This window comes from Cryobacterium sp. N19 (genome assembly GCF_002929595.1).
Taxonomy (GTDB): domain Bacteria; phylum Actinomycetota; class Actinomycetes; order Actinomycetales; family Microbacteriaceae; genus Cryobacterium; species Cryobacterium flavum.
Window position 1 is genome coordinate 251,512 of sequence record NZ_PJJR01000051.1, and the last position, 20,704, is coordinate 272,215.

The following is a 20,704-nucleotide window of genomic DNA, read 5'->3' on the forward strand; positions in this document are numbered from 1 at the left end:
GAAATAATTGCGGCATGTCGATCGATACTGAACTGCTCGGACTGCGCGAGCGCAAGCGCCTCGCCACCCGGCGGGCCATCCAGCACGCCGTGCTGACTTTGTCCCGCGAGCGCGGCATCGACCATGTCACCGTCGAAGACATCAGCCGCGTCGCCAACGTGTCGCCGCGCACGTTCTTCAACTATTTCTCCTCCAAAGACGCCGCCCTCATCGGGGACGCGCCGGGACTGGCATCCGCTGAAGATATCGAGGTGTTTGTCGCTGGCGGTCCCGACAACGACGTGCTGGCCGATCTGGCCGTGCTGCTCTCCAAGAGCCTGCAGCGCACAGAGGACGACCGCGAGATCCACCAGCTGCGACGCACGGTCATGAGGGAAAATGCCTACCTGTTCGGCATGCGCATGGCCACCCTGCGCGACTTCGAAGACCAGTTGCAGCAGATCATCGAGCAACGCTTCAAAGCGGATGCCCCCGCCCCCGCTCACGACGCAGCCGAGCTGCACCAGCGCGCCCTGCTGTTCACTCTGGTGGCCGTGGCCGCCATCCGTCATGCCTGGCGGTGCTGGGCCGAGGGGGACGGTGCGAGCCCTCTCTCGGAGCGCGTGGACGCCTCGTTCGCCGAGGTGTACAGAATCACTCGCAGAAACGACTAGGCTTGGCTGCTGTGTCACCGAGTGCCTTATGGGGTGTTCTGGTATCGCCGCCTTAGCTCAGTTGGTAGAGCATCTCACTCGTAATGAGAAGGTCGTCAGTTCGATTCTGACAGGCGGCTCCACTAAAACTCCTGGTCAGAGTTGGTTTCCAAAACTGACTGAGTGGTATGTTTCTCCGAATTTACCGGATTTGCCCACAATTTGCCCACGCCCTGGTGGTTTTCACATTCTTCGCGGAGCTGAACTGGGTCGAGCAGCACACGCGGTGTTGAAGTGTCTAGAACTTGGTAGCTGAGAAGGCCGGCCAAGTTCTCGAGCATCAGCGGTCTGCGTGGGTGGTGCCGATGCGGGCGGCCTATTGGGATTTTGAGGCGAGGCCGAGTCGGCTGCACACGTCGGGGCCGCCGGGGATAACGGCCGCTGTGCCGTTTTTCATGACGCACTCGGTCAGGGGGCTGGGCACGGGGTGGGAGAAGGTGCGATCTTCGTATCCGGGGCCGGGAGGTGTTCCGTTGGGGGAGCTGGCATCGAGTGCGTGCTGCGCCCACAGGTCGGAACAGAACGCGATGGCGTCGGTGATGGGGGATGATCCTCCGTCTGAGCCATCGGTTGTGCCGATGAGGGACGCGCCGGTCGTGCCGGGGAAGGCTCCGCGCCAGTCCAGTTCGGCGCGGGCGAAGCAGGCGACTGAGTACTGATCGGTCACTGGTTGGGTGGCGAAAAACATGCCCGCTGAGAGGCCGATCACCAGGAGGGCGGCCGGCACGACGGTCCACGCTCGTTGAGCCACTCGGAATCGACGATTCTGGGTGGTGCCGATTTCTGCAACATCGACCAGCATCGCGCGCATCGAGGCGCTGCGCGCTTCGTTGAACACGGGGCGGCTGTCATCGTTCGTATTCATCGTGTCTCTCCTGAGGGAACTGTCAAGGAATCGATGTCAAGGGTGTGGCTGAGGCGCCGTTTGGCGCGCATGAGGCGTGCGCGGACTGCGCCGGGGGCGATGCCGAGGATCTCGCCGACGTCTGGTGCCGAGAGCTCTTCGAGAACACAGAGCGAGAGGATTTCCCAGCCTGAAGCTGTAGCGGAAGACCCGGTCGCGGTGCCGGTCGAAGAGCACCCCGAACGACTGGCCGTTGCCCGCGCGCACCTGCGACCACACGTCTGCATCGCTGGCGTCTGCGTCAAAGTCAGTCATACCTAATAATGTCCGGCCGCAGTCAGAGTGTTACACGCTTCGGTTCATTTTGCCAAGGGGTGCAGGATTTCGGCGCGAAAGACATCTTCTGTATCGCGAAGGCGGTTGTAGATCCCACGTCTCCGGGGGGTCGCACGCGCGGAGCAGATAGTCGTCTCTTGGCTACACGCCGGGGTTGACGATGCGCTCCATCCACGTCTCCGGGGCGATCAAAGTGGAGAACCCGAGATTGGAATACAGGCCGTGTGCATCGTTGGTCGAGAGGGCGATGCGCCTCAGTCCCAGGGGATCGCACTCCTCGAGAATCCCCGCGATGAGGGCCTTGCCAATGCCGTGACCGCGAACGGCGGGGTCGACGAAGACATCGCAGAGCCAGGCAAACGTGACGCCGTCGGTGATGACGCGCGCGTAGGCGACCTGCCGGTTGGACACGGTGTCGTACACGCCGAAGTTGCGTGAGCCGTCAATCGCTGCGTCTTGTCGTGAGCGTGATCGCTCGGGCGCCCAGTAGGACTGCTCGCTGATCCAGCGGTGCACCTGGTCGCGGTCGATCTCGGCAACGTCAGATGAGAACCGATAATTTGCATTCATCGTCCCATCTAATCGTGTTCACACAAATCGCGCAGAGTGCGCTCGGGTGCTTGTTTTGCGTGAAGCTGATGGTATGCATCTTCCAACCCTTCTAGAACCGCTCAGTTTCGAGACCGGCACCATGACCCGACCGCAGTTGCGGGAAGCTGTGGGCAAAGCGGGTGTGCAATTGAACGACTGGGCGACCGTCTTGCTCGACGACCCCATCTTCGACGGCCCGGAACGCGAGACCATAACCGTCGTCGAACACTCTTTGATCGAACTGGGGCTGGAGGACGGTGCTGTGCTCTCGCGCATCTTTCAGACAGCCCGCGAGGGCGGCCTCCACCTCTGCCCATCGGGTGCCGCCCCCTACCTTCGGTTGGCGCTCGGCAGTCAGAGGGCAGCTCCCGACACGGTCATGTCCAATGGCCACGCACCGTCCGGATCGCTCACCGTCGCCGCCCCACCGCTTCGATTAGAGGCCGCTTTCCCGAAAGGCTTCTACATTCGCGTCGTCGACGGCCAGCCGTGGCTGCGCGGTTACCGTTGCGACGACGAGTACGAATGGGATCCACACGACAGGTTCGTATTCACGTCGACCCGTTCATCGACAGCGGCCACGTCGATGCCAATAGCTTTGTAGTCATCTGATCCTGCCTAAGTGCTCGAACCGGCCACGGTACGTTGTGGCAGGACAATTTACCTGCGATTCGCAAGTGCTGCCGCCTAGACTCGACACGTGAAAGAACTGCTGACTGATCGTCTCGCACTTCGCCGTTTCACTACCGATGATGCGGACTTCATCTTCGACATGTACTCCCGATGGGACGTGCAACGCTTCATCGGTGTGAAGCCCCGAGTGATGGCTGATCGCTCCGAGGCAAACGAGCGCGCCGCGCGATACGCCGCATTCGAGCATCCCGTGCACGGGCTGTGGGCGATCACGGAGAAGACGAGCGGACAGCGATTCGGCGTGTTGCTCCTGAAACCACTACCCGCATCCGGTGCGGAGATGCCGTTGAGTCCCTCTGGTGAGATTGAGATCGGTTGGCATCTGCACCCCGACGCGTGGGGGCACGGTTATGCGAGTGAAGCGGCGCGAGCCGTCCTGGCCCACGCCTTTGTGATGGGACTCGATCGGATCTCTGCCGTGACCAACAAGGACAATGTCGCATCACAGGCTGTGGCCCAGCGCATCGGAATGACGCACAAAGGGACGACCTCTGACTACTACAACGCGGAGTGTGAGCTGTTCAGCGTCGAACGGAAGTAGGGAACGGGCACGACCTCGGCTGTTTGTGCGCGCTCGCTGCACGTTGTGCGGAAGCTGGCCCGTGTTCAAACCAGTGCCAACTTCTCAAAGGCGTGCCACGACGGGCGGGATAACCGGCCGCCTACCTGTAGCCGCAGAACCAGCCGCAGTCAGGCGTCGGAGGGAACGCCGGGCTTGACGGCCTTCACGATGGCTCCGTGCATTTCGGCGGCGACCTCGTGGGTGTAGTTCACGGCCCCGTCGACGAAGCCCGCTGCGGCCAGGGCGTCGAGGTACTCCTGGTTCGAGAGGGCACCAGCGATGCAGCCGGCGTAGCTGCCGCGCTGGATACGATCCTCTGCGCTCAGGTGGTTTTCGGCCACGACATCGGAGATGCCGAGGCGCCCGCCGGGCTTCAATACCCGGAACATCTCGGAGATCACGGCATTCTTGTCGGCGGACAGGTTGATGACGCAGTTGGAGATAATCACGTCGATGGTGTCGTCGGCCAGGGGGATGGCCTCCATCTGCCCCTTGATGAACTCGACGTTAGTGGCTTCGGCCTTGGCGGCGTTGGCCCGGGCGAGCGCGAGCATCTCATCGGTCATGTCGAGCCCGTAGGCGAAGCCGGTCGGGCCCACTCGGCGGGCGGAGAGAAGCACGTCGATGCCGCCGCCAGAGCCCAGGTCGAGCACAGTTTCGCCCGGGTGCAGGTCAGCGACCGCCGTCGGGTTGCCGCAGCCCAGGCTGGCCAGGAGCGCTTCCTCGGGGATCTCGTCGTCCTCACCCTGGGTATACAGCACCCGCCCGAACACGTCGCCGTTGCCGAGGTCGGTGGGCACGCAGCAGGACGTGCTCGAGACATCGCTCAGCTGCAGGGCGGCCGCCGCGTAGCGCTCGCGAACGAGCTCGGTGATCTCAGATTTCTCGGTCATCGGTTGATCCTCTCGGTAGGTGGCGGCACCAGCCTACTGCTACATTGATACTGATCGATATAGCGAGCGTGACTGAAATTTCGAGGGAGATCGACATGGCTGCCATCCGAATCTACGAACCGGCATTGTGCTGCGACACCGGCGTCTGTGGCGTCGACGTCGACCAGTCCCTGGTGGAGGTGACGGCCGCCGTGCGCAATCTGCAGGAGCTCGGCGCGGACATCCAACGCCACAATCTGGCCACCGATCCGCTCGCTTTCACGACGGATGAGACCGTGCGCGCTTTCATGCACGTCGTCGGTTCCACCGGGCTGCCGCTCACCGTCGTCGACGGCGTCACCGTCGCGACCGGCTCCTACCCCTCCAAAGATCAGCTGCTCGCCTTCGCCGGCCTGGCTGAGCGCCCGCAGCTCGGGTTGACCGCACAATCTGACAGCGGATGCTGCGACGCCGACTCGGCTTGCTGCTGACACCACGGACAGCTGACACCATGAAGTTCCTGCACAACCCGCCCCGCTTTGTGTTCTTCACCGGCAAGGGCGGCGTGGGGAAGACATCCGTTGCCTGCGCCGCCGCCGTGGAGCTGGCCGAACGCGGACGCCGCGTGCTGCTGGTGAGCACCGACCCGGCCTCCAACATCGGCCAGGTCTTTGGCCTCACCATCGGCAACACCGTCACGCCGATCGTCGCGATTGCCGGCCTGAGCGCTCTCGAAATCGACCCGGAGCAGGCAGCGGATGCCTACCGCGAACGCATCATCGCCCCGGTTCGCGGACTGCTGCCGGAGCGCGAGCTCGCGAGCATTGCCGAGGGGCTTTCGGGCTCTTGTACTACCGAAGTCGCTTCGTTCGACGAGTTCACCAACCTGCTCACCGACGACAGCCTGCTCACGACCTACGACCACATCGTGTTCGACACTGCGCCGACCGGGCACACGATTCGCCTGCTGCAACTCCCGGGTTCCTGGACCGAATTTCTCGACGCGGGTAAGGGCGATCCGTCGTGCCTCGGCCCGTTGTCCGGGCTGGAGAAGCACAAGACGGTCTACGCCGCGGCGGTCGCCGCCCTGGCCGACCCCGCGCGGACGCGACTGGTGCTGGTGGCGCGGGCGCAGGCATCCGCTGTGGCCGAAATCGATCGCACCTTCGGGGAGCTTGAGCAGATCGGCATTCTCGGCGGCTACGTCGTGATCAACGGCGTACTGCCGAATCAAGCTGGAACCGAGCCGATAGCGACAGCGGTGCGCAACCGGGAGGAGGCCGCGCTGAGCGGAATTCCCGCACGCCTGGCAGCCTTGCCGCGGGACATCCTCGAGCTCAAAGCGGGCAACATGGTGGGCGTCGCGGCGCTGCGCACACTGTTTCGGCCCGGTGCTGACAGAGCCGATTCGCAGACTCGGGTTGACGTGCCGGATGCACCGCTCGGCGCGTTCGTCGACGAGCTGGAACCGACCGGGCACGGCCTCATTCTCTGTATGGGAAAGGGCGGCGTGGGCAAGACCACGATTGCGGCGGCACTCGCCGTGGCTCTCGCCCAGCGCGGCCACGCCGTGCACCTGACGACGACGGATCCGGCCGCCCATCTGGCCGCGACCCTGCACGGGAGCCTGCCGGGGCTGCGCGTCTCACGCATCGACCCGGAGGAAGCGATTCGGGAGTATCGGGATCACGTCATGGCCACCAAGGGTAAGAATCTCGACAACGATGGCCGAGCTGCCCTGGCCGAAGACCTGCTCTCGCCGTGTACCGACGAGGTCGCGGTTTTTAGGCAGTTCTCGCAGGCGGTGCACGAATCGCGGCACGAATTTGTCGTTGTCGATACCGCGCCGACCGGTCACACCCTGCTGTTGCTCGACGCCACCGGGGCGTATCACCGGGAAATCGCCCGCCAGATGGGGGAGGGCATGGCGTTCGTGACCCCGTTGATGCGGCTTCAGGATCCGGCGCTGACCAAGGTGTTGCTGGTGACCTTGGCCGAGACGACGCCGGTGCTCGAGGCCGCGGGGCTGCAGGACGACCTCGTTCGCGCCGGAATCCAGCCCTGGGGCTGGGTGGTGAACAATTCCATCGCCGCAGCGCACCCGGAGACGCCTTTTCTGCAGGCGCGCGCCGCCAACGAGGCCATCCAGATCGACGAGGTGCACGCCCGTGCCGATCGGGTCGCGATCGTTCCGTTGCTGGCCGACGAACCGATCGGTGTCGACAGGCTCGCCGCGCTGACCGCCCGAGCGCCGCAAACCGCCTGAGTGGTCGAGGTTAGGCGGCCATTCCGGGGTGCACCTTCACGAAGGTGATGTTCTTCGTGGGGTGCACGGTTTTCGCGGGTGCCCGGGAGAAGCCCTTCGCCCCCTCGAGACGGTTCTGCCCGCGAAACTCGGCCAGGGCGTCGTCGAAGATGGCGTTCAGCTGGGTTCCGGTGAATTCCTTCGCGGCCCCCTCGGTGAAGCTGATGCTGATGAGTGAGTTGTCGGGAAAGTGCCGGTTCATGCGGATGAAGCCATCGGCATCCTGCTGCAGGGTGATCATTGGTCTAGTTTGACCTATATATTGCGGCCGGTGGAGTTAACTCGGATCATGACAAGTTCTTCGGCCGGCACCCAACGGCTCGTTCTCGTGGTCGCGGTGCTCGCCTCGTTCATCGCATTTCTCGACGGCACCGTCATCAATGTGGCCCTGCCAGCGATCACTCGTGAGCTCGGCGGCGGCATTGCCACCCAGCAGTGGGTCGTCGATGCCTACCTCATCACCCTGGGCGGCATCATCCTGCTCGCCGGTTCACTCTCCGACGCGTTTGGGCGTAAGCGGGTGCTGTTCTGGGGCCTCGTGGGGTTCGCCGCGGCATCCGTTCTCTGCGCCCTGGCACCGAGCGCCCTCGTTCTGATCGGCGCGCGTGGATTGCAGGGGGTGGCCGGTGCCCTGCTGGTGCCGAGCTCCCTGGCGCTTATCTTCAGCACGTTTTCTGGCGCCGGCCAGGCTCGCGCGATCGGCACCTGGACTGCCTGGACCAGTACCGCCTTCATCGCCGGCCCGCTCATCGGGGGTCTGCTGGTCGATCTCTCGTCGTGGCGGCTGGTGTTCGCCATCAACATCGTGCCCATCGCGGCGACCCTGTTTCTGCTGGCGCGCCTTCCCCGCGACCCTGCAGCGGATGCCGGCACCCGCGTCGACATCGTCGGCGCGGTACTCGGGGTGCTCGGCCTGGCCCTGCCCGTCTTCGCGCTCATCGAACAGGGCAACTTCGGGTGGGGCAGCCCGGTCATCCTGATTCCACTCGTGGTGGGCCTCGTGTGCTTTGCCGCGTTCATCGCACACGAGCGCCGCACCCGGCAACCGATGATGCCGCTCAGCCTGTTCCAGGTGCGCAACTTCTGGGTGGGCAACGTGGCCACGACCTTCATCTATGCGGCCCTGTCGCTCGGCTCGTTCATTCTCGCGGTGTTCCTGCAGCAGGTCGGCGGGTATTCAGCGACGCTGGCCGGCCTGGCGTTGCTGCCCGTCAGCATCCTGAGCATTGCGCTGTCGGGTCTTGTCGGCCGGCTCGCCGGACGGTTCGGGCCGCGGCTGTTCATGTGCGTCGGCCCGATCACCGCCGGAATCGGCTTCTTCACCATGCTGCGGGTCGATCAGAGCGTCATCTACTTCAGCAGCGTGCTGCCCGGCGTCGTTATCTTCGGCCTGGGCCTGACCATCACCGTGGCCCCGCTGACCTCCGCCATCCTCGGCGCCATCGATCCCAGCCGGGCCGGCATCGCCTCGGCCGTCAACAACGCCCTGTCACGGGTGGCGGGACTCGTCGCGATCGCAGCGGCGAGCATCATCGTCGGGCCGGTGCTCGACGTCGAGGGGTTCCATCGGGCCGCGATTGCCACCGGAATTCTGCTGGTTGGCGGCGGAATCGTGTCGGGCCTCGGCATCCAGAACGCAATGTCGGCGCCCGTGGATAAACTGCAGGCATGACGGCTCTCATTCGCTGGGGAATCCTGGCCACCGGCGGCATCGCCCACCTGTTCACCAACGACCTCGTGCAGAACGGCCATACGGTGCAGGCGGTCGGATCGCGCAGCCAGGCCTCAGCGCATTCCTTCGCTGCCGAATTCTCCATTCCCACCGCGCACTCCAGCTACGCCGATCTCGTGAACGACCCCGAGGTCGACGTCATCTACGTGTCGACCCCGCACCCCTTCCACGCTGAGCATGCACGTCTCGCGCTGAACGCCGGCAAGCACGTGCTCATCGAGAAGCCGTTTGCGCTCAATGCTCGTGAAGCCCGCCAGATAGTCGATCTCGCAGTGAGCCGCGGATTGCTGGTGATGGAAGCCATGTGGACGCGGTTTCTGCCGCACATGGCCCGTATTCGCGAGGTTCTCGCCGCCGGAACGCTCGGTGACGTGCGCAGCCTGCTCGCCGACCACACCCAAGATCTACCCGACAATCCGGCGCATCGGCTGAACTCGCTCGCCCTCGGCGGCGGCGCGCTGCTCGACCTCGGCGTCTACCCGGTGAACTTCGCGCACGCCGTGTTCGGGGTGCCCGACACAATTCTGGCCAGCGCCTCGTTCAAAGCCACCGGAGCGGATGCCCAGATCGCCACCATCTTTCGCTACGCCGGCGGTCAGATCGCCACGACGTTCTCGGCCAGCGACACCCTCGGCCCCACCACGGCCTCCATCATTGGCACGCTGGGGCGCATCGATATCAACTCGGTGTGGTACTCGCCGACCGAATTTCGGGTGCTGGATAATCTCGGCGCGGTGCTCGAGACCTTTGTGCCGGCCGAGTTCGCTGGCCGCGGCATGCACTTCGAAGCGGTCGAGGTCGAGGCGCTGATTCGGGCCGGCAGAATCTCGAGCGACATCATGCCGGCCGAAGAATCCGTTGCGATCCTGGAGACCCTCGATTCCGTGCGCGCCCAGATCGGCTTGCGCTACCCGGGCGAATAGCCTGCCCGAGGCCAGTCGGATACCATACGGAGGTGGACGAACCAGTGCAGACACCCGAACCCGCCACGGCTTCTACGGCCCCGCGCGGCGGCATCGCGGCCGTCTTCTCCCAGCATCGCCGGGCGTGGCTGATCGCCGCCGGCGCCCTGGTGTTCGTACTGCTGAGCAGTGGAGCAGTGTTCGCTGGAACGCAGACCGGCGGGAACGAGCCGGCTGCGGCATCCGCTGTTTCATCGTCGACGGCCACTCCGAGCCCGACGCCCACGGTGGATCCGGCCCGGCCGGTGCCCGCCGAGGCAACGACGGCTAGCCGTCTGCGCACCTGCTCGGTCGCCGGGCTCGCTGCCGACACGCGCCTCGCCGATTTTCAGGCGCAGGTCGTCAACGCCACCACCGGCGAAGTTCTGTTCGACCGCGGCGGCACGACGTCGTCCCGCACGGCGAGCGTCATGAAGGTACTCACCTCGGCCGCCGCGCTCAACGTGCTGGGCAGCGACTACCGCGCCACCACCCGCGTCGTGAAGGGCGCCGAACCCGGCCAGATCGTGCTCGTCGGCGGCGGAGACCTGACACTGTCGCGCCTGCCCACAGGCCAGGAGCCGTTCTATACCGGGGCAGCCCACCTCGACGACCTCGCCACCCAGACCATGGTCGCCTGGGCCGCCGACCCGGCCAACCCGCCGATCACCTCCCTCGTGCTCGACTCCTCCTACTTCTCCGGCCCCGACTGGGACGACGGCTGGGCCCGCACCGAACTCGGCCTCGGCTACATGCCCGAAATCACGGCCCTCATGGTGGACGGCGACCGCAACGAACCCACCCGCAGCACCTCCGCTCGCAGCGAAGACCCGATTGCCCGGGCCGGGCAGGCCTTCGCCGACGCCCTCGGTGGCGGACTCGCCATCAGCCAGGCCACGGCCCCGGCCGGCGCCGCCCAGCTCGGCGCCGTGCAGTCCGCGCCGGTGTCCACGCTCATTCAGCAGTCCCTCATCGTGAGCGACAACACCATCGCCGAAATGCTCGCCCGCCTCGTCGCCATCGAAAACGGTGCCGGCAACTCTTTCTCCGCACTGCAGCAGGGCATCGTTGGCGGGCTTGCCGCCTATGGCATCGACACGACCGGCATGATCATCAAGGACGGCTCCGGGCTCAGCCCGAACAACGCCGTATCGCCGGCCTACCTCACCGCCCTGTTCGTGAAGGTCAACGCGCGTGAAGGCAACCTGGGCGTACTGTTCGACGGCCTGCCGGTCGCCGGCGGTCCGCGCGGATCCCTCTCCTACAGCGACCGTTTCGCTGGCGCGAACTCCGCTGCTGACGGCGCCGTCTTCGCCAAAACCGGCTGGATCGACACCGGCTACACACTCGCCGGCGTCATCCACTCCGCCGACGGCACCCCGCTTACCTTCGCTATTTACGCCATTGGCAACGTGAGTTCGAATGCGAAAATCGCCATCGACACCCTGACCACCGGCTTTTTCCACTGCGGCGATAATCTGTCCAACAACTGACCATTCGTAAGGAGAACTCGTGACCCGTGCACTATTCATCATCGACGTTCAGAACGATTTCACCGAGGGCGGTGCGCTCGGGGTTGACGGCGGTAGCGCGGTCGCGGCGGGCGTGAGCGCGCTGCTGGCTGATCATGGTGGCGCCTATAAATACGTCTTCGCCTCGCGCGACTGGCACGACATCGGCAACGACAACGGCGGTCACTTCGCCCGCGACGCTGCTCCCGACTACGTCACGACCTGGCCGGTGCACTGTGTGGCTGGAACTGCGGGCGCCGAATATCACAAAGCTCTCACACCGGATGCGGTGACCTTTCACATTCGCAAGGGCCAGGGCAAGCCCGCGTACTCCATCTTCGAGGGCACCACCGAGGCCGGGCAGACCGTGGGCGCACTGCTCAGCGAGCACGGAGTCACCGACGTTGACATCGTCGGCCTCGCCACCGACTACTGCGTGCGGGCTTCCACCCTCGATGCCCTCGAGCACGGCCAGCACGTGCGCGTGCTGACTGACCTCGTGGCCGGGGTCGCCGCCGAATCCACCCAGGCCGCCCTCGCCGAGATGGCGCACGCCGGCGCGGTGTTCGCCGCGAGTGACGCCGTCGAGTGACGGAGTTCGCAAGACGGCTCGACGGTGTGCGCATCGCCTTCGACGCCACGCCGGGAGAGCGGCCGGTGCTGCTCGTGCACGGTTTCGCCTCGACTGTCGCGGTCACCTGGGGCGGTTCCGGCTGGGTGCGCGCGCTAGGCGAGGCGGGTCGCGGGGCGATCACACCCGACCTGCGCGGCCACGGGCGCAGCGACAAGCCGCATCGTGCCGCTGATTACGCGCCCCGGCAACTCGCCGCCGACCTCGTGGCCGTGCTCGACACCCTCGAACTCGACCGGGTCGACGTGATCGGATACTCCATGGGATCGCGGGTGGTCGCCGCCCTGGCCCGGCTGGCGCCGGAGCGCGTGCGGCGACTCGTGCTCGGCGGAGCGGGTCCGCTCGAACTGTTCGAGACCTGGGACCAGGGTGAGGTCAACCGGTTCATTGTCTCGGGTCAGCTGCCCGCCGACCCGACCATCGCAGCGGTTCTCGGCCCGGCAATCGCGGCCGGTGCCGACCGCGAGGCGCTGTTGGCATGCGTGCAGGGGGTCGCGGGTTTCACGCTCGACGTGCCCGCCGGCATCCCGCAGCTCTTTGTCGCCGGCGGTGCCGACCAGATCACCGCCGGGGTAGTCGCACTCGCGGCCGAGCGCGGCGCGCAGTACCTCGAGCTGCCTGGCCGCACCCATGTCAACGCGCTGACGTCGCGTGAGTTCAAGCAGGCGGCGCTGGAGTTTCTGGCCTGACCATCGGGCTCGTGCACGATGTGCGCGGGATGGCGAGTGGGTAGCGCTCTCGTGCAAGTGGATGTCGGTGCTCGCGCATACGGTGGAGCCACGGCGGGACTGAAGACGCCGCACTCAATGTGGAGGACTCATGACAACGAACGACACCCTGGCCACCCCGACACTCGACACCTTCGACGGGCTGCTCGCCGCCATCACTCCCACAACGGGTGAGACGCGCGAGATTCTCGACCCCGCGACCGGCGCGGTGGTCGGTCTCGCCCCGGTGCACACCGTCGACGACCTCGAAGCCGCCATCGCCGCGGCAACGCTGGCCCAGCCGGCCTGGGCCGCGCTCGGGCACACCCAGCGCAGCGCCGTCATGGTGCGCGCCGCCGACGCGATCGATGCAGCAGCCGAGGCCCTCGCCCAGTTGCTCTCCCGCGAACAGGGTAAACCGCTCAATGGTCCGAACGCGCGGTTCGAGGTGGGCGGAGCATCCGCTTGGCTGCGCACGGCTGCGGCGACCCCGCTGGAGTCTGAGGTGCTCATCGACGACGGCACCACCCACGCGGCGATCACCTACCGCCCGATCGGCGTCGTCGGCGCGATCGGCCCGTGGAACTGGCCGATGATGATTGCGATCTGGCAGATCGCTCCCGCGCTGCGCATGGGCAACGCCGTCGTGGTCAAGCCCTCCGAGTACACGCCGCTCAGCGTGCTCGCTCTCGTGGCAGTGCTGAACCAGATGCTGCCAGAAGGACTCGTCAGCGTCGTCTCCGGCGGCCGCGCGATCGGTGCCGGCCTCGCCGTGCACCCCGGCATCGGCAAGGTCATGTTCACCGGATCGACCGCGACCGGCAAGGCCATCATCAAGAGCTCGGCCGACACGGTCAAGCGCCTCACCCTCGAGCTCGGCGGCAACGACGCCGGAATCGTGCTTCCCGACGCCGACCCGGAGGCCATCGCTGAGGGACTGTTCTGGGGCGCGTTCATCAACACCGGCCAGACCTGCGCAGCGCTCAAGCGCCTCTACGTGCACGACGACATCTACGACGCGGTCTGCGACGCACTCACAGCAGTCGCCGCCAAGATGCCGATGGGTGTCGGAATTGACGAGAACAACGTGCTCGGCCCGCTGCAGAATAAGGCCCAGTTCGACATTGTCGCCGGCCTCGTGCAGTCAGCGAAAGACTCCGGAGCACGCGTGCTCATCGGCGGTAACCCCGACCTGGCGGCTCCCGGTTTCTTCTACCCGACCACGCTCATCGCCGACATCGACGACGACAACCCGCTCGTGCGGGAGGAGCAGTTCGGGCCGGCGCTTCCGATCATCCGCTATACCGACCTTGACGATGTCATCGCTCGCGCCAACAGTGTTGACGTCGGGCTCGGCGGTTCGGTTTGGTCGAGCGACCTCGTCGCAGCGCGCGCGGTCGCCGCTCGCCTCGAAACCGGCACGGTGTGGATCAACGCGCACGGCGCGGTGCACCCGATGATTCCGTTTGGCGGGGCCAAGCAGTCCGGCTACGGGCTCGAGTTCGGTGTCGAGGGCCTCAAGGCACTCGGCGTGCCGCAGGTCATCAACGGCTAACCATCCGCTCAGGAAAACAGGGCCCTCGCCACCGGCGGGGGCCCACTTCTGTGCCGGTGTGCCCGGGCTGGTGGTGGCTAATTCAGGAATGGTGAGCGGATGTCTGGGCCCGCCCCGCAAAAACCTGCGGCGGACCGCCGGGGGTCGCGGGAATTTCCTGAATTAGTCCCCGGGCGAGCAGGCTCGCCCGGCCACAGGGAGCATAAAATAACCGTGCCGCCGGGGTAGAGGCCGGGCGGCACGGTCAGGTACTGCGAGCTGGTTACTCGTGCGTGCTGATGCCCAGCGGAACCCCGCGGGTTTCCTTCACGAGGGTCACCGCGACGAAGGAGATCGCGGCGAGCACCATGAGGTAGACGCCGATCGAGACGGACTGGCCGGTCTGATCGAGCAGCAGCTGGGCGATCAGCGGGGCGAAGGCTCCACCGAGAATCGCGCCGAGGGCGTAACCGATCGACACGCCGGAGTAGCGCACCTGAGCCGGGAACATCTCGGCGTAGAGCGCGGCCTGCGGGCCGTAGGAGAGACCGAGTCCGCTCGCCAGGATGATGAGCGAGAGCGCGAACCAGACGATGTCGCCGGTGTCGATCAGCAGGAACATCGGGATTGCCCAGATGAAGAGAAACGCGTAGCCAATCTGGAAGGTGCGCACGCGGCCGATTTTGTCAGAGAGGATGCCACCGGCCATGGTCGAGGCGAGCCAGAACACGGCTGCAACGGTGCTCGCGATAAGCACCGGGGTGCGCTCCATGCCGAGTCCGCCGGCTTCGGCGGGCTTGGTGGCGTAGGAGCTGAAGAAGGCGATGAGCATGTAGCCGGCCGCGTTGTTGGCGATGAAGATGAGTGCGGTGAGGATGACCTGACGAGAGTGGTTCTTGAACAGCTGCTTGAGTGGGGCGGCAGATTCCTTCTTGCGGGTCTGCATCTCCTTGAAGACCGGGCTCTCGGCGACCGCGCGGCGGATGACCCAGCCGACGACGATGAGCAGCACGGAAACCAGGAACGGGATGCGCCAGCCCCAGCTGAGGAATGCCTCTTCGCTCATCGAGGTGGTCACGGCGATCATCACGCCGGTGGCAAGGATGAGGCCGACCGGAACGCCGATCTGCGGGTAGGCGCCGAAGAAGCCGCGTTTGTTGATCGGTGCGTGTTCAACCGACATGAGTGCGGCACCGCCCCATTCGCCGCCGGCCGAGAAGCCCTGCAGGATGCGAAGCACGATCAGGAAGATGGGCGCCCAGACGCCGATCTGGTCGAAGGTCGGCAGGAGGCCGATGAGTGCGGTGGCCGCGCCCATCATAACGAGGGTGAAGACCAGCATCGCCTTGCGGCCGATCCGGTCGCCGAGGTGGCCGGCGACGATGGCGCCGAGCGGGCGGAACAGAAAACTAATGCCGAGCGAGGCCCAGGCGATCAGCTGGGCGAGCGGCTCATTCTCGCCGGCGAGCGGGGCGAAGAACAGGCCGGCCAGCACGAGGCCGGCGGCCTGGGCGTAAATGAAGAAGTCATACCACTCGATGGTGGTACCCACCATTGTGCCGGCGAGGACCCGCCGTTCTTCGTTCCGTTTAGCGCTGGTTGCCTGCGTGCGCTCGGTCGTTAAAGCCATGGAATACTCCCTCGTATCTCACTGCGGTGCTGGGTCGGGTGCTGCTGCAAAGTGTGTGGATCGTGCGGAGAAAAACCGGCACTGGGGCAGTATGGCAGGAAAATCCAGGATTACCTACCTTTTGGTCAGTATTGTTGTTTTTTTGGGTGCCGGTGTAGCACAGTGCGTGCCGATCGGGGGCGTGCTGGAGCATGCCGGTTGCAGTACGAGGGGTGTTGAGCGGTAGTTTGAGGGGAATGTCTTCCCAGAAATCCGCCGTGAAGCGTGCCCGCACCGCGCTCGGCGTGCTGATCGCCGGCTTGATCGTGACCCTGCTCTGGCCGATCGTCACGGCCGTTTTCGTTCTCAGCGCCTGGGATCCGGATGAGACCTGCGCGCGGGTACACGGCTCGGGCGACCTCGTGCGCTATGACTTTTTCCCACCGCGCATGCTCTGTTCAACCGGGGGTGATGGGTGGGTAAGCGCGACCGCGGAGGGCGTGACCGTTGGTCTTTCCGTCGTGCTCGTGCTCGGCGTTGCGGCCATGCTGGTCGGGGTGCTCGCGGGGGTGTGGTTGGTGCCGAAGCTTGCGCCGGCAGCATCCGGTGTGAACTTCGCCTACGTCGCCGGGAGCCTGCCCTCGCGCCGGGTTCGTCGACTGCGTCGGCTGTGCGGGTTGCTCGCGGTGGTTTCCGTACTCTCGCCGGCCTGGATGCTCTACCTGGACATCGGCGTCGACCAGGGCGGAAACGGCGCGGCCGACCCTTACACTCAGATTCCGATCTACGTCGGGCAGCTTCTTGTCGCGGCCGTGATTCCGCTGCTGGCCCTCGCTGCGGGGATTGTCGGCTGGGTGCTGCGGGCTCGCGCGCGGTCTGGGGGAGCGGATGCGGCATCCGTTGCGGTCGCTGGATTGGTCGCCGCAGTGGTGCTGCTCGGGCTCACCCTGTCGCTGGGTGTGGGGGCCATCGCCAAGATTGTCGCGGCCGGTGAACGGATCGCACCGTCGGCGACCGACAGCGCCCAGATAACCGTGCCGCCGTCATCGGGCGGAGTGGAAATCCTGCCGCAGCCGGCGTCACCGCCCATCGAGCTGCCGACCGAGCCGTCGACGGCTCTGTCGGCAGCCGAGCTCGAGCAACAGTTTGCGGCGTTCGTCGCCCAGACGACCGCACGATTCGGGCCGGCCTATGCCGAGCCGGAGCGACAGGGGGCAATTCCCGGCCCCGCGCTCGACCTGGACGTGGCCGCCGCGCCCTATGCGTTCGACTGCCTGGGGACGGGCATCGGCTACGGCATGGAGCTCACCTTCTCCGGCGCCGATGCCGACGACTGGGATGTCAACTACGACGCCGCGGAAGCCGCGTACCTGCGCATCACCGAAGGCTGGGCCGCCGACGGACACCCCAGCGCCCCCGAGAACACCGAGTTCTACGCCGTCGCCGACGCACCGAGCATCGTGTCGCAGCTGCGCGCCCGCCACGTCGGATCGACCGTGCGCGTGGGCATGCAGAGCCTGTGCGTGGTGCGGTAGTCAGTTGAGCGTGGGCAGCTCAGCCGAGCTCGGCGACGATCGTGCGCGCGGCCGCGGTGAGCACGGCCCCGATGTCGGTGGGGGAGTGCAGACTCGAGATATACACGACGGCGACGGAGGCGGGTGATTCCCCGGGCACGAGCAACGGCACGGCAATAGATGACAGGCCCGGAATGACTTCGTTATGGCTCGAAGCGTAGCCGAGGGCAGCGACCTCACCGGCCTCACTGCGGCGGGTTTCGGGGAGGCCGAGCGCGGCCCACTGCGCGGCGCTCAGGCCAGACTGGATGGCGATTCCCGGTGCACCCCGGTGCAGCGGATGCCGCGTGCCGGGCTGTTGCGCAACCGTCGCGTGGGCCTTGCGCGGTTCGATACTCACGAGAGTGAAGATCTCGCCCTGGTCGAGCACCGCGACGAACGCCGTCATGCCGAGCTCGTTGGCGATACGGGTGAGCACCGGCAGGGCCGTGGCCTGCAGGTCACGGGACACCCCGCGGGCCAGGGCGGCCAGGCGCGGGCCGAGCCGCACCAGTCCGGCCGGGTTCCGAACGACGAGGCCGTGATCTTCGAGAGTGCGGAGGATTCGATAGGCGATAGATCGGTGCACGTCGAGGGCTGCGGCGAGTTCGATGATACTCATCGGTTCGTCGGCTTCAGCGAGAACCTCCAGCACGCGGATGCCACGCGACAGCGTTTGCGAGTGCGCAGCGGGTGCCGGCAGGGGGCTGCCGGCGGTCTCGGCGAATTCTGAGATCGACACCCTTCTATTCTCGCATTCGGCTCGGGTACTCTGCCGCTCAGTAACTCTGCCGCTCAGTAACTCGGTCGTGGGACCTCGGGCCCGGCCAGACCCGTGGGCCTGATGAAGGTGGCGGCGAGCGACTCCGAGGCCCTGGCGAGGATAGCCACGTCGGCACCGACGAGCACGAAGTTGGCCCCCGCCGCCAGGTAACGGTCGGCGGTCGTTGGCGCGAAGGCATTGACGCCGACGGGTTTGCCGATCGCCGCGACAGTGCGAATGCACTGCTCGACCGCGGCCACGATGTCGGGGTGGTCCTGCTGGCCAAGCAAGCCCATCGATGCGGCGAGGTCGGAGGGACCAACGAACAGGCCGTCGACGCCGTCGACGCCGGCGATCTCGGCGATGTTGGCCACGGCATCCGTTGTCTCGATCTGTACGAACAGTGAGATCGTCTCGTTGGCGCGGGCCAGGTAGTCGTCGATACGGTTCCAGCGGGAGGCTCGGGCGAGGGCGCTGCCGACACCGCGAACGCCGAGCGGCGGGTAGCGCACCGCGGCCACCATCTCGCGGGCCTGCTCGGCGGTGTCGACCATCGGAATGAGCAAATTTTGAGCGCCGAGGTCAAGGAGCTGTTTCACGATGATCCGATCCCCGATCGGCGCGCGCACCAGCGGCACGATGGGGTAGCCGTGCACGGCTTGCAGCTGGCTGAGCGTCGACTCGAGGCCGTTCGGGCTGTGTTCGGTGTCGATCAAAAGCCAATCGAGACCGCTGCCGGCGCAGATCTCCGCCACCAGCGCGCTGCCGGAGCACACCCACATTCCCATCTGAGGGCGTGCGGCGCCCGCGAGAACGTCGCGGAAGGTCGGCTCTGCGGCTATTCGAATCGACATGTGATGGCTCCCAATGGTCCATAGTCGGCGTGCACGGTGTCGCCCTGCTCCACCCACATCGGGCGGGTGAACGAGCCGGCCAAAATGATCTCCCCGGCCTCGAGGCTGGTTCCGTGCTGGGCCAGCTTGTTGGCCAGCCAGTAGACGCCGGCCGCGGGGTGGTTCAGCACAGCGGCGGCCACCCCCGATTCCTCGATGGTCTGGTTGCGATACAGCAAGGCCGACACCCAGCGCAGGTCGATGTCTCCGACCTTCACGGGCGTGCCGCCCACAACCATCCCGCCCATCGCCGCGTTGTCGGAGATGGTGTCGACGATGGTTCGGCCGGCCATCTCGATGCGCGAGCTGAGAATCTCGAGGGCCGGAACCACGTAGTCCGTGGCGTCCAGCACGTCGAACAGCGTGCAGTTCGGGCCGGACAGCGGCTTGCCGAGCACGAACGCCAGTTCGACCTCGATGCGCACGTTAGAGAAGCTGTCGAAACGGATGCTCGCGCCATTCTCGTAGACCTCGTCGCTGAAGATCACACCGTAATCGGGCTCGGTGATGCCGGTGGCGACCTGCATGACCTTGGAGGTCAGGCCGATCTTGCGGCCGACCAGCCTTCGGCCGGCCGCGATGCCGCGTTCTTTCCACAGGCTCTGCACGGCGTAGGCGTCGTCGACGGTCATGCCGGGGTAGCGGGTGGTCAGCAGGGGAACCGTCGACCGGGTCCGCCCGGCCGCGACGAGTTCGTCGGCGATCTCTTCAATGACTGACTGGTCAAGCATGCGCACTGCCTTCTAGAGGGTGGTGCCGAGTTTAAAGCCGGCCAACTCGTCGTCTTTGCGAGTGTAGGAGAAACCGTCGGCGCCGACGGTCACGGCCATTTCGCTGGACTCGGTGCGCAGGGCGACCGGCTGCGGGTTGCCGTCGAGGTCGAGCACGAGCGAGGCATCCGTGTACCAGCTGGGCACGACGGGGTTGCCCCACCAGTCGCGGCGCTGGTTGTCGTGCACGTCCCAGGTGACCACGGGGTTGTCAGGGTCGCCGGTGTAGTAGTCCTGCGTGTAGATCTCGACGCGGTGGCCGTCGGGGTCGCGCAGGTACAGGTAGAACGCGTTCGAGACGCCGTGGCGGCCAGGTCCCCGCTCGATCAGGTCGCTCTGGCGCAGTGCGCCGAGCTTGTCGCAGATGTAGATGATGTTGTGCTTCTCGTGCGTCGAGAACGCGATGTGGTGCATGCGCGGCCCGTTTCCGCCGGTGAGCGCGGTGTCGTGCACGGTGTCCTTGCGGCGCATCCAGGCTGCGTAGGTGACACCGTCCGCGTCCTGAATGTCTTCGGTGACGCGAAAGCCCAGGTCCTCGAGGTATTTGCGGCCGCGGCCGACGTCGGGGGTGACCTGGTTGAAGTGGTCCAGTCGCACCAGTGCGCCCGGGCCCTGCAGGTCGTAGCGCCAGGCGAGGCGTTCCACGTGGGTAGTGGCGAAGAAGAATTCGTAGGGGAAGCCGAGCGGGTCTTCGACGCGCACGCTGTCGCCGATTCCCTTGACAAAGCCCTCGGTGCGGCGTTCGGTGCGGCAGCCGAGCTCCTTATAGTAGGCCTCGGCGAGGTCGACGTCTTCGGGGCTGCGCACCCGGAACGCCATCGCGGCGACGGCGGCAATGGGCCCCTGGCGCAGCACGAGATTGTGGTGGATGAACTCCTCGAAGCTGCGCAGGTAGATCTCGGTGTCGCTCTCCTCGGTGACGACGAGGCCGAGAATGTCGACGTAGAACTCGCGGGAGCGGGCCAGGTCGGTCACGACGATGTCCATGTAGGCGCAGCGCAGGATGTCGGGCGGGGTTGCGGCGGGGGTGGGGATCGGGCTGAGTGTCATGGGGTTCTCCTCGTTGAGGTTTCTACAGTGGATGCGTGGGGCTGGCTATCAAGACCGCCAGCGCGGGTCCTGCGGCCGGGCCCACCTTATGAACGCGGGCCCAGTTTATAAACTG

General features: G+C 65.9%; 22 protein-coding genes and 1 tRNA gene. 13 read left to right on the top strand and 10 right to left on the bottom strand.

The genetic code is table 11. From position 1 onward, the window contains the following. Positions 1-14: 14 nt before the first annotated feature. Entirely contained in the window at positions 15-653 is a 639-nt protein-coding gene (locus tag CXY78_RS12780) for a TetR/AcrR family transcriptional regulator (protein WP_104089645.1), read from the top strand. Between the two features lie 46 nt (positions 654-699). Beyond that, positions 700-775: transfer RNA gene (locus CXY78_RS12785), tRNA-Thr, on the top strand. A 233-nt stretch (positions 776-1,008) separates the two neighbouring features. Here CXY78_RS12785 and CXY78_RS12790 read toward each other — a convergent pair. From CXY78_RS12790 to CXY78_RS12800, 3 genes are all read right to left on the bottom strand, one after another. Next, positions 1,009-1,557: a hypothetical protein gene (locus CXY78_RS12790; RefSeq protein WP_092339113.1), complete on the bottom strand. Its 549-nt coding sequence runs from the start codon at positions 1,555-1,557 to the stop codon at positions 1,009-1,011. Next, positions 1,554-1,823, bottom strand: a complete 270-nt coding sequence (locus tag CXY78_RS22130; RefSeq protein ID WP_104089647.1) for a sigma factor-like helix-turn-helix DNA-binding protein — start codon at positions 1,821-1,823, stop codon at positions 1,554-1,556. The genes CXY78_RS12790 and CXY78_RS22130 overlap by 4 nt, the downstream gene beginning before the upstream one ends. A 190-nt stretch (positions 1,824-2,013) precedes the next feature. After that, positions 2,014-2,442: a GNAT family N-acetyltransferase gene (locus CXY78_RS12800; protein WP_092339109.1), complete on the bottom strand. Its 429-nt coding sequence runs from the start codon at positions 2,440-2,442 to the stop codon at positions 2,014-2,016. A gap of 73 nt (positions 2,443-2,515) precedes the next feature. On the opposite strand from CXY78_RS12800, the gene CXY78_RS12805 reads away from it, so the two are divergent. Together CXY78_RS12805 and CXY78_RS12810 are read left to right on the top strand one after the other, a co-directional pair. Beyond that, positions 2,516-3,067, top strand: a complete 552-nt coding sequence (locus CXY78_RS12805) for a hypothetical protein (RefSeq protein ID WP_104089648.1) — start codon at positions 2,516-2,518, stop codon at positions 3,065-3,067. Between the two features lie 96 nt (positions 3,068-3,163). After that, the gene (locus CXY78_RS12810) at positions 3,164-3,697 is read left to right on the top strand and encodes a GNAT family N-acetyltransferase (RefSeq protein ID WP_092339105.1); all 534 of its coding nucleotides are present in this window, start codon (positions 3,164-3,166) and stop codon (positions 3,695-3,697) included. A gap of 149 nt (positions 3,698-3,846) precedes the next feature. Here CXY78_RS12810 and arsM read toward each other — a convergent pair whose 3' ends face one another. After that, the gene (gene arsM / locus CXY78_RS12815) at positions 3,847-4,611 is read right to left on the bottom strand and encodes an arsenite methyltransferase (protein WP_092339103.1); all 765 of its coding nucleotides are present in this window, start codon (positions 4,609-4,611) and stop codon (positions 3,847-3,849) included. A gap of 95 nt (positions 4,612-4,706) precedes the next feature. Between arsM and arsD the strand changes: the two genes are divergently transcribed. Then, the gene (gene arsD / locus CXY78_RS12820; protein ID WP_092339101.1) at positions 4,707-5,081 is read left to right on the top strand and encodes an arsenite efflux transporter metallochaperone ArsD; all 375 of its coding nucleotides are present in this window, start codon (positions 4,707-4,709) and stop codon (positions 5,079-5,081) included. 20 nt (positions 5,082-5,101) lie between these two features. After that, entirely contained in the window at positions 5,102-6,856 is a 1,755-nt protein-coding gene (gene arsA / locus CXY78_RS12825) for an arsenical pump-driving ATPase (RefSeq protein WP_104089815.1), read from the top strand. A gap of 10 nt (positions 6,857-6,866) precedes the next feature. On the opposite strand, the gene CXY78_RS12830 is transcribed toward arsA, so the two are convergent. Then, positions 6,867-7,136 carry a hypothetical protein gene (locus tag CXY78_RS12830; protein ID WP_092339099.1) on the bottom strand — a complete coding sequence of 90 codons (270 nt, stop codon included), beginning with the start codon at positions 7,134-7,136 and terminating at the stop codon, positions 6,867-6,869. A 48-nt stretch (positions 7,137-7,184) separates the two neighbouring features. On the opposite strand from CXY78_RS12830, the gene CXY78_RS12835 reads away from it, so the two are divergent. The 6 genes from CXY78_RS12835 (at position 7,185) to CXY78_RS12860 (ending at position 13,972) form a co-directional block, all read left to right on the top strand. Beyond that, complete coding sequence (locus CXY78_RS12835) at positions 7,185-8,567, top strand: DHA2 family efflux MFS transporter permease subunit (protein ID WP_092339097.1); 1,383 nt, start codon at positions 7,185-7,187, stop codon at positions 8,565-8,567. Beyond that, on the top strand, positions 8,564-9,550 hold the full coding sequence (locus tag CXY78_RS12840; protein ID WP_092339095.1) for a Gfo/Idh/MocA family protein: 987 nt from the start codon (positions 8,564-8,566) through the stop codon (positions 9,548-9,550). Before CXY78_RS12835 ends, CXY78_RS12840 begins: the two co-directional genes overlap by 4 nt. 32 nt (positions 9,551-9,582) lie before the next feature. Beyond that, on the top strand, positions 9,583-11,061 hold the full coding sequence (locus CXY78_RS12845) for a D-alanyl-D-alanine carboxypeptidase/D-alanyl-D-alanine-endopeptidase (RefSeq protein ID WP_233206183.1): 1,479 nt from the start codon (positions 9,583-9,585) through the stop codon (positions 11,059-11,061). Between the two features lie 19 nt (positions 11,062-11,080). Then, positions 11,081-11,671: an isochorismatase family protein gene (locus CXY78_RS12850; protein WP_104089650.1), complete on the top strand. Its 591-nt coding sequence runs from the start codon at positions 11,081-11,083 to the stop codon at positions 11,669-11,671. Next, positions 11,668-12,399, top strand: a complete 732-nt coding sequence (locus CXY78_RS12855; RefSeq protein ID WP_233197360.1) for an alpha/beta fold hydrolase — start codon at positions 11,668-11,670, stop codon at positions 12,397-12,399. The genes CXY78_RS12850 and CXY78_RS12855 overlap by 4 nt, the downstream gene beginning before the upstream one ends. Positions 12,400-12,529: 130 nt before the next feature. Then, positions 12,530-13,972 (top strand): aldehyde dehydrogenase family protein, encoded by a 1,443-nt coding sequence (locus CXY78_RS12860; protein WP_092339091.1) that lies wholly within the window; start codon positions 12,530-12,532, stop codon positions 13,970-13,972. 262 nt (positions 13,973-14,234) lie between these two features. Here the strand turns inward: CXY78_RS12860 and CXY78_RS12865 are convergent, their stop codons facing one another. Further along, the gene (locus CXY78_RS12865; RefSeq protein ID WP_092339089.1) at positions 14,235-15,581 is read right to left on the bottom strand and encodes an MFS transporter; all 1,347 of its coding nucleotides are present in this window, start codon (positions 15,579-15,581) and stop codon (positions 14,235-14,237) included. 236 nt (positions 15,582-15,817) lie between these two features. Between CXY78_RS12865 and CXY78_RS12870 the strand changes: the two genes are divergently transcribed. Beyond that, a complete protein-coding gene (locus CXY78_RS12870; RefSeq protein ID WP_092339087.1) occupies positions 15,818-17,095 on the top strand; it encodes a hypothetical protein in 1,278 nt (425 codons plus the stop codon). Between the two features lie 19 nt (positions 17,096-17,114). Here the strand turns inward: CXY78_RS12870 and CXY78_RS12875 are convergent, their stop codons facing one another. Genes CXY78_RS12875 through hpaD form a run of 4 tightly spaced genes read right to left on the bottom strand, consistent with a single transcriptional unit; the run spans position 17,115 to position 20,589 of the window. Next, positions 17,115-17,849: an IclR family transcriptional regulator gene (locus CXY78_RS12875; RefSeq protein ID WP_092339494.1), complete on the bottom strand. Its 735-nt coding sequence runs from the start codon at positions 17,847-17,849 to the stop codon at positions 17,115-17,117. A 59-nt stretch (positions 17,850-17,908) separates the two neighbouring features. Then, a complete protein-coding gene (locus tag CXY78_RS12880; protein ID WP_092339085.1) occupies positions 17,909-18,730 on the bottom strand; it encodes an HpcH/HpaI aldolase/citrate lyase family protein in 822 nt (273 codons plus the stop codon). Further along, positions 18,715-19,500: a 2-oxo-hept-4-ene-1,7-dioate hydratase gene (gene hpaH / locus CXY78_RS12885; RefSeq protein WP_092339083.1), complete on the bottom strand. Its 786-nt coding sequence runs from the start codon at positions 19,498-19,500 to the stop codon at positions 18,715-18,717. Before hpaH ends, CXY78_RS12880 begins: the two co-directional genes overlap by 16 nt. Before the next feature lie 12 nt (positions 19,501-19,512). Continuing rightward, positions 19,513-20,589, bottom strand: coding sequence for a 3,4-dihydroxyphenylacetate 2,3-dioxygenase (gene hpaD / locus CXY78_RS12890; RefSeq protein ID WP_092339081.1), 1,077 nt, complete (start codon positions 20,587-20,589; stop codon positions 19,513-19,515). Between the last annotated feature and the right edge of the window lie 115 nt (positions 20,590-20,704).

Coding starts and splice junctions, on each gene's coding strand:
- CXY78_RS12840 (WP_092339095.1), top strand. CDS start 8,564: ATGACGGCTCTCATTCGCTGGGGAATCCTGGCCACCGGCGGCATCGCC.
- CXY78_RS22130 (WP_104089647.1), bottom strand. CDS start 1,823: ATGCAGACGTGTGGTCGCAGGTGCGCGCGGGCAACGGCCAGTCGTTCG.
- CXY78_RS12860 (WP_092339091.1), top strand. CDS start 12,530: ATGACAACGAACGACACCCTGGCCACCCCGACACTCGACACCTTCGAC.
- CXY78_RS12870 (WP_092339087.1), top strand. CDS start 15,818: ATGTCTTCCCAGAAATCCGCCGTGAAGCGTGCCCGCACCGCGCTCGGC.
- CXY78_RS12880 (WP_092339085.1), bottom strand. CDS start 18,730: ATGTCGATTCGAATAGCCGCAGAGCCGACCTTCCGCGACGTTCTCGCG.
- CXY78_RS12830 (WP_092339099.1), bottom strand. CDS start 7,136: ATGATCACCCTGCAGCAGGATGCCGATGGCTTCATCCGCATGAACCGG.
- CXY78_RS12800 (WP_092339109.1), bottom strand. CDS start 2,442: ATGAATGCAAATTATCGGTTCTCATCTGACGTTGCCGAGATCGACCGC.
- CXY78_RS12865 (WP_092339089.1), bottom strand. CDS start 15,581: ATGGCTTTAACGACCGAGCGCACGCAGGCAACCAGCGCTAAACGGAAC.
- CXY78_RS12805 (WP_104089648.1), top strand. CDS start 2,516: ATGCATCTTCCAACCCTTCTAGAACCGCTCAGTTTCGAGACCGGCACC.
- arsA (WP_104089815.1), top strand. CDS start 5,102: ATGAAGTTCCTGCACAACCCGCCCCGCTTTGTGTTCTTCACCGGCAAG.
- hpaH (WP_092339083.1), bottom strand. CDS start 19,500: ATGCTTGACCAGTCAGTCATTGAAGAGATCGCCGACGAACTCGTCGCG.
- CXY78_RS12790 (WP_092339113.1), bottom strand. CDS start 1,557: ATGAATACGAACGATGACAGCCGCCCCGTGTTCAACGAAGCGCGCAGC.
- arsM (WP_092339103.1), bottom strand. CDS start 4,611: ATGACCGAGAAATCTGAGATCACCGAGCTCGTTCGCGAGCGCTACGCG.
- arsD (WP_092339101.1), top strand. CDS start 4,707: ATGGCTGCCATCCGAATCTACGAACCGGCATTGTGCTGCGACACCGGC.
- hpaD (WP_092339081.1), bottom strand. CDS start 20,589: ATGACACTCAGCCCGATCCCCACCCCCGCCGCAACCCCGCCCGACATC.
- CXY78_RS12835 (WP_092339097.1), top strand. CDS start 7,185: ATGACAAGTTCTTCGGCCGGCACCCAACGGCTCGTTCTCGTGGTCGCG.
- CXY78_RS12780 (WP_104089645.1), top strand. CDS start 15: ATGTCGATCGATACTGAACTGCTCGGACTGCGCGAGCGCAAGCGCCTC.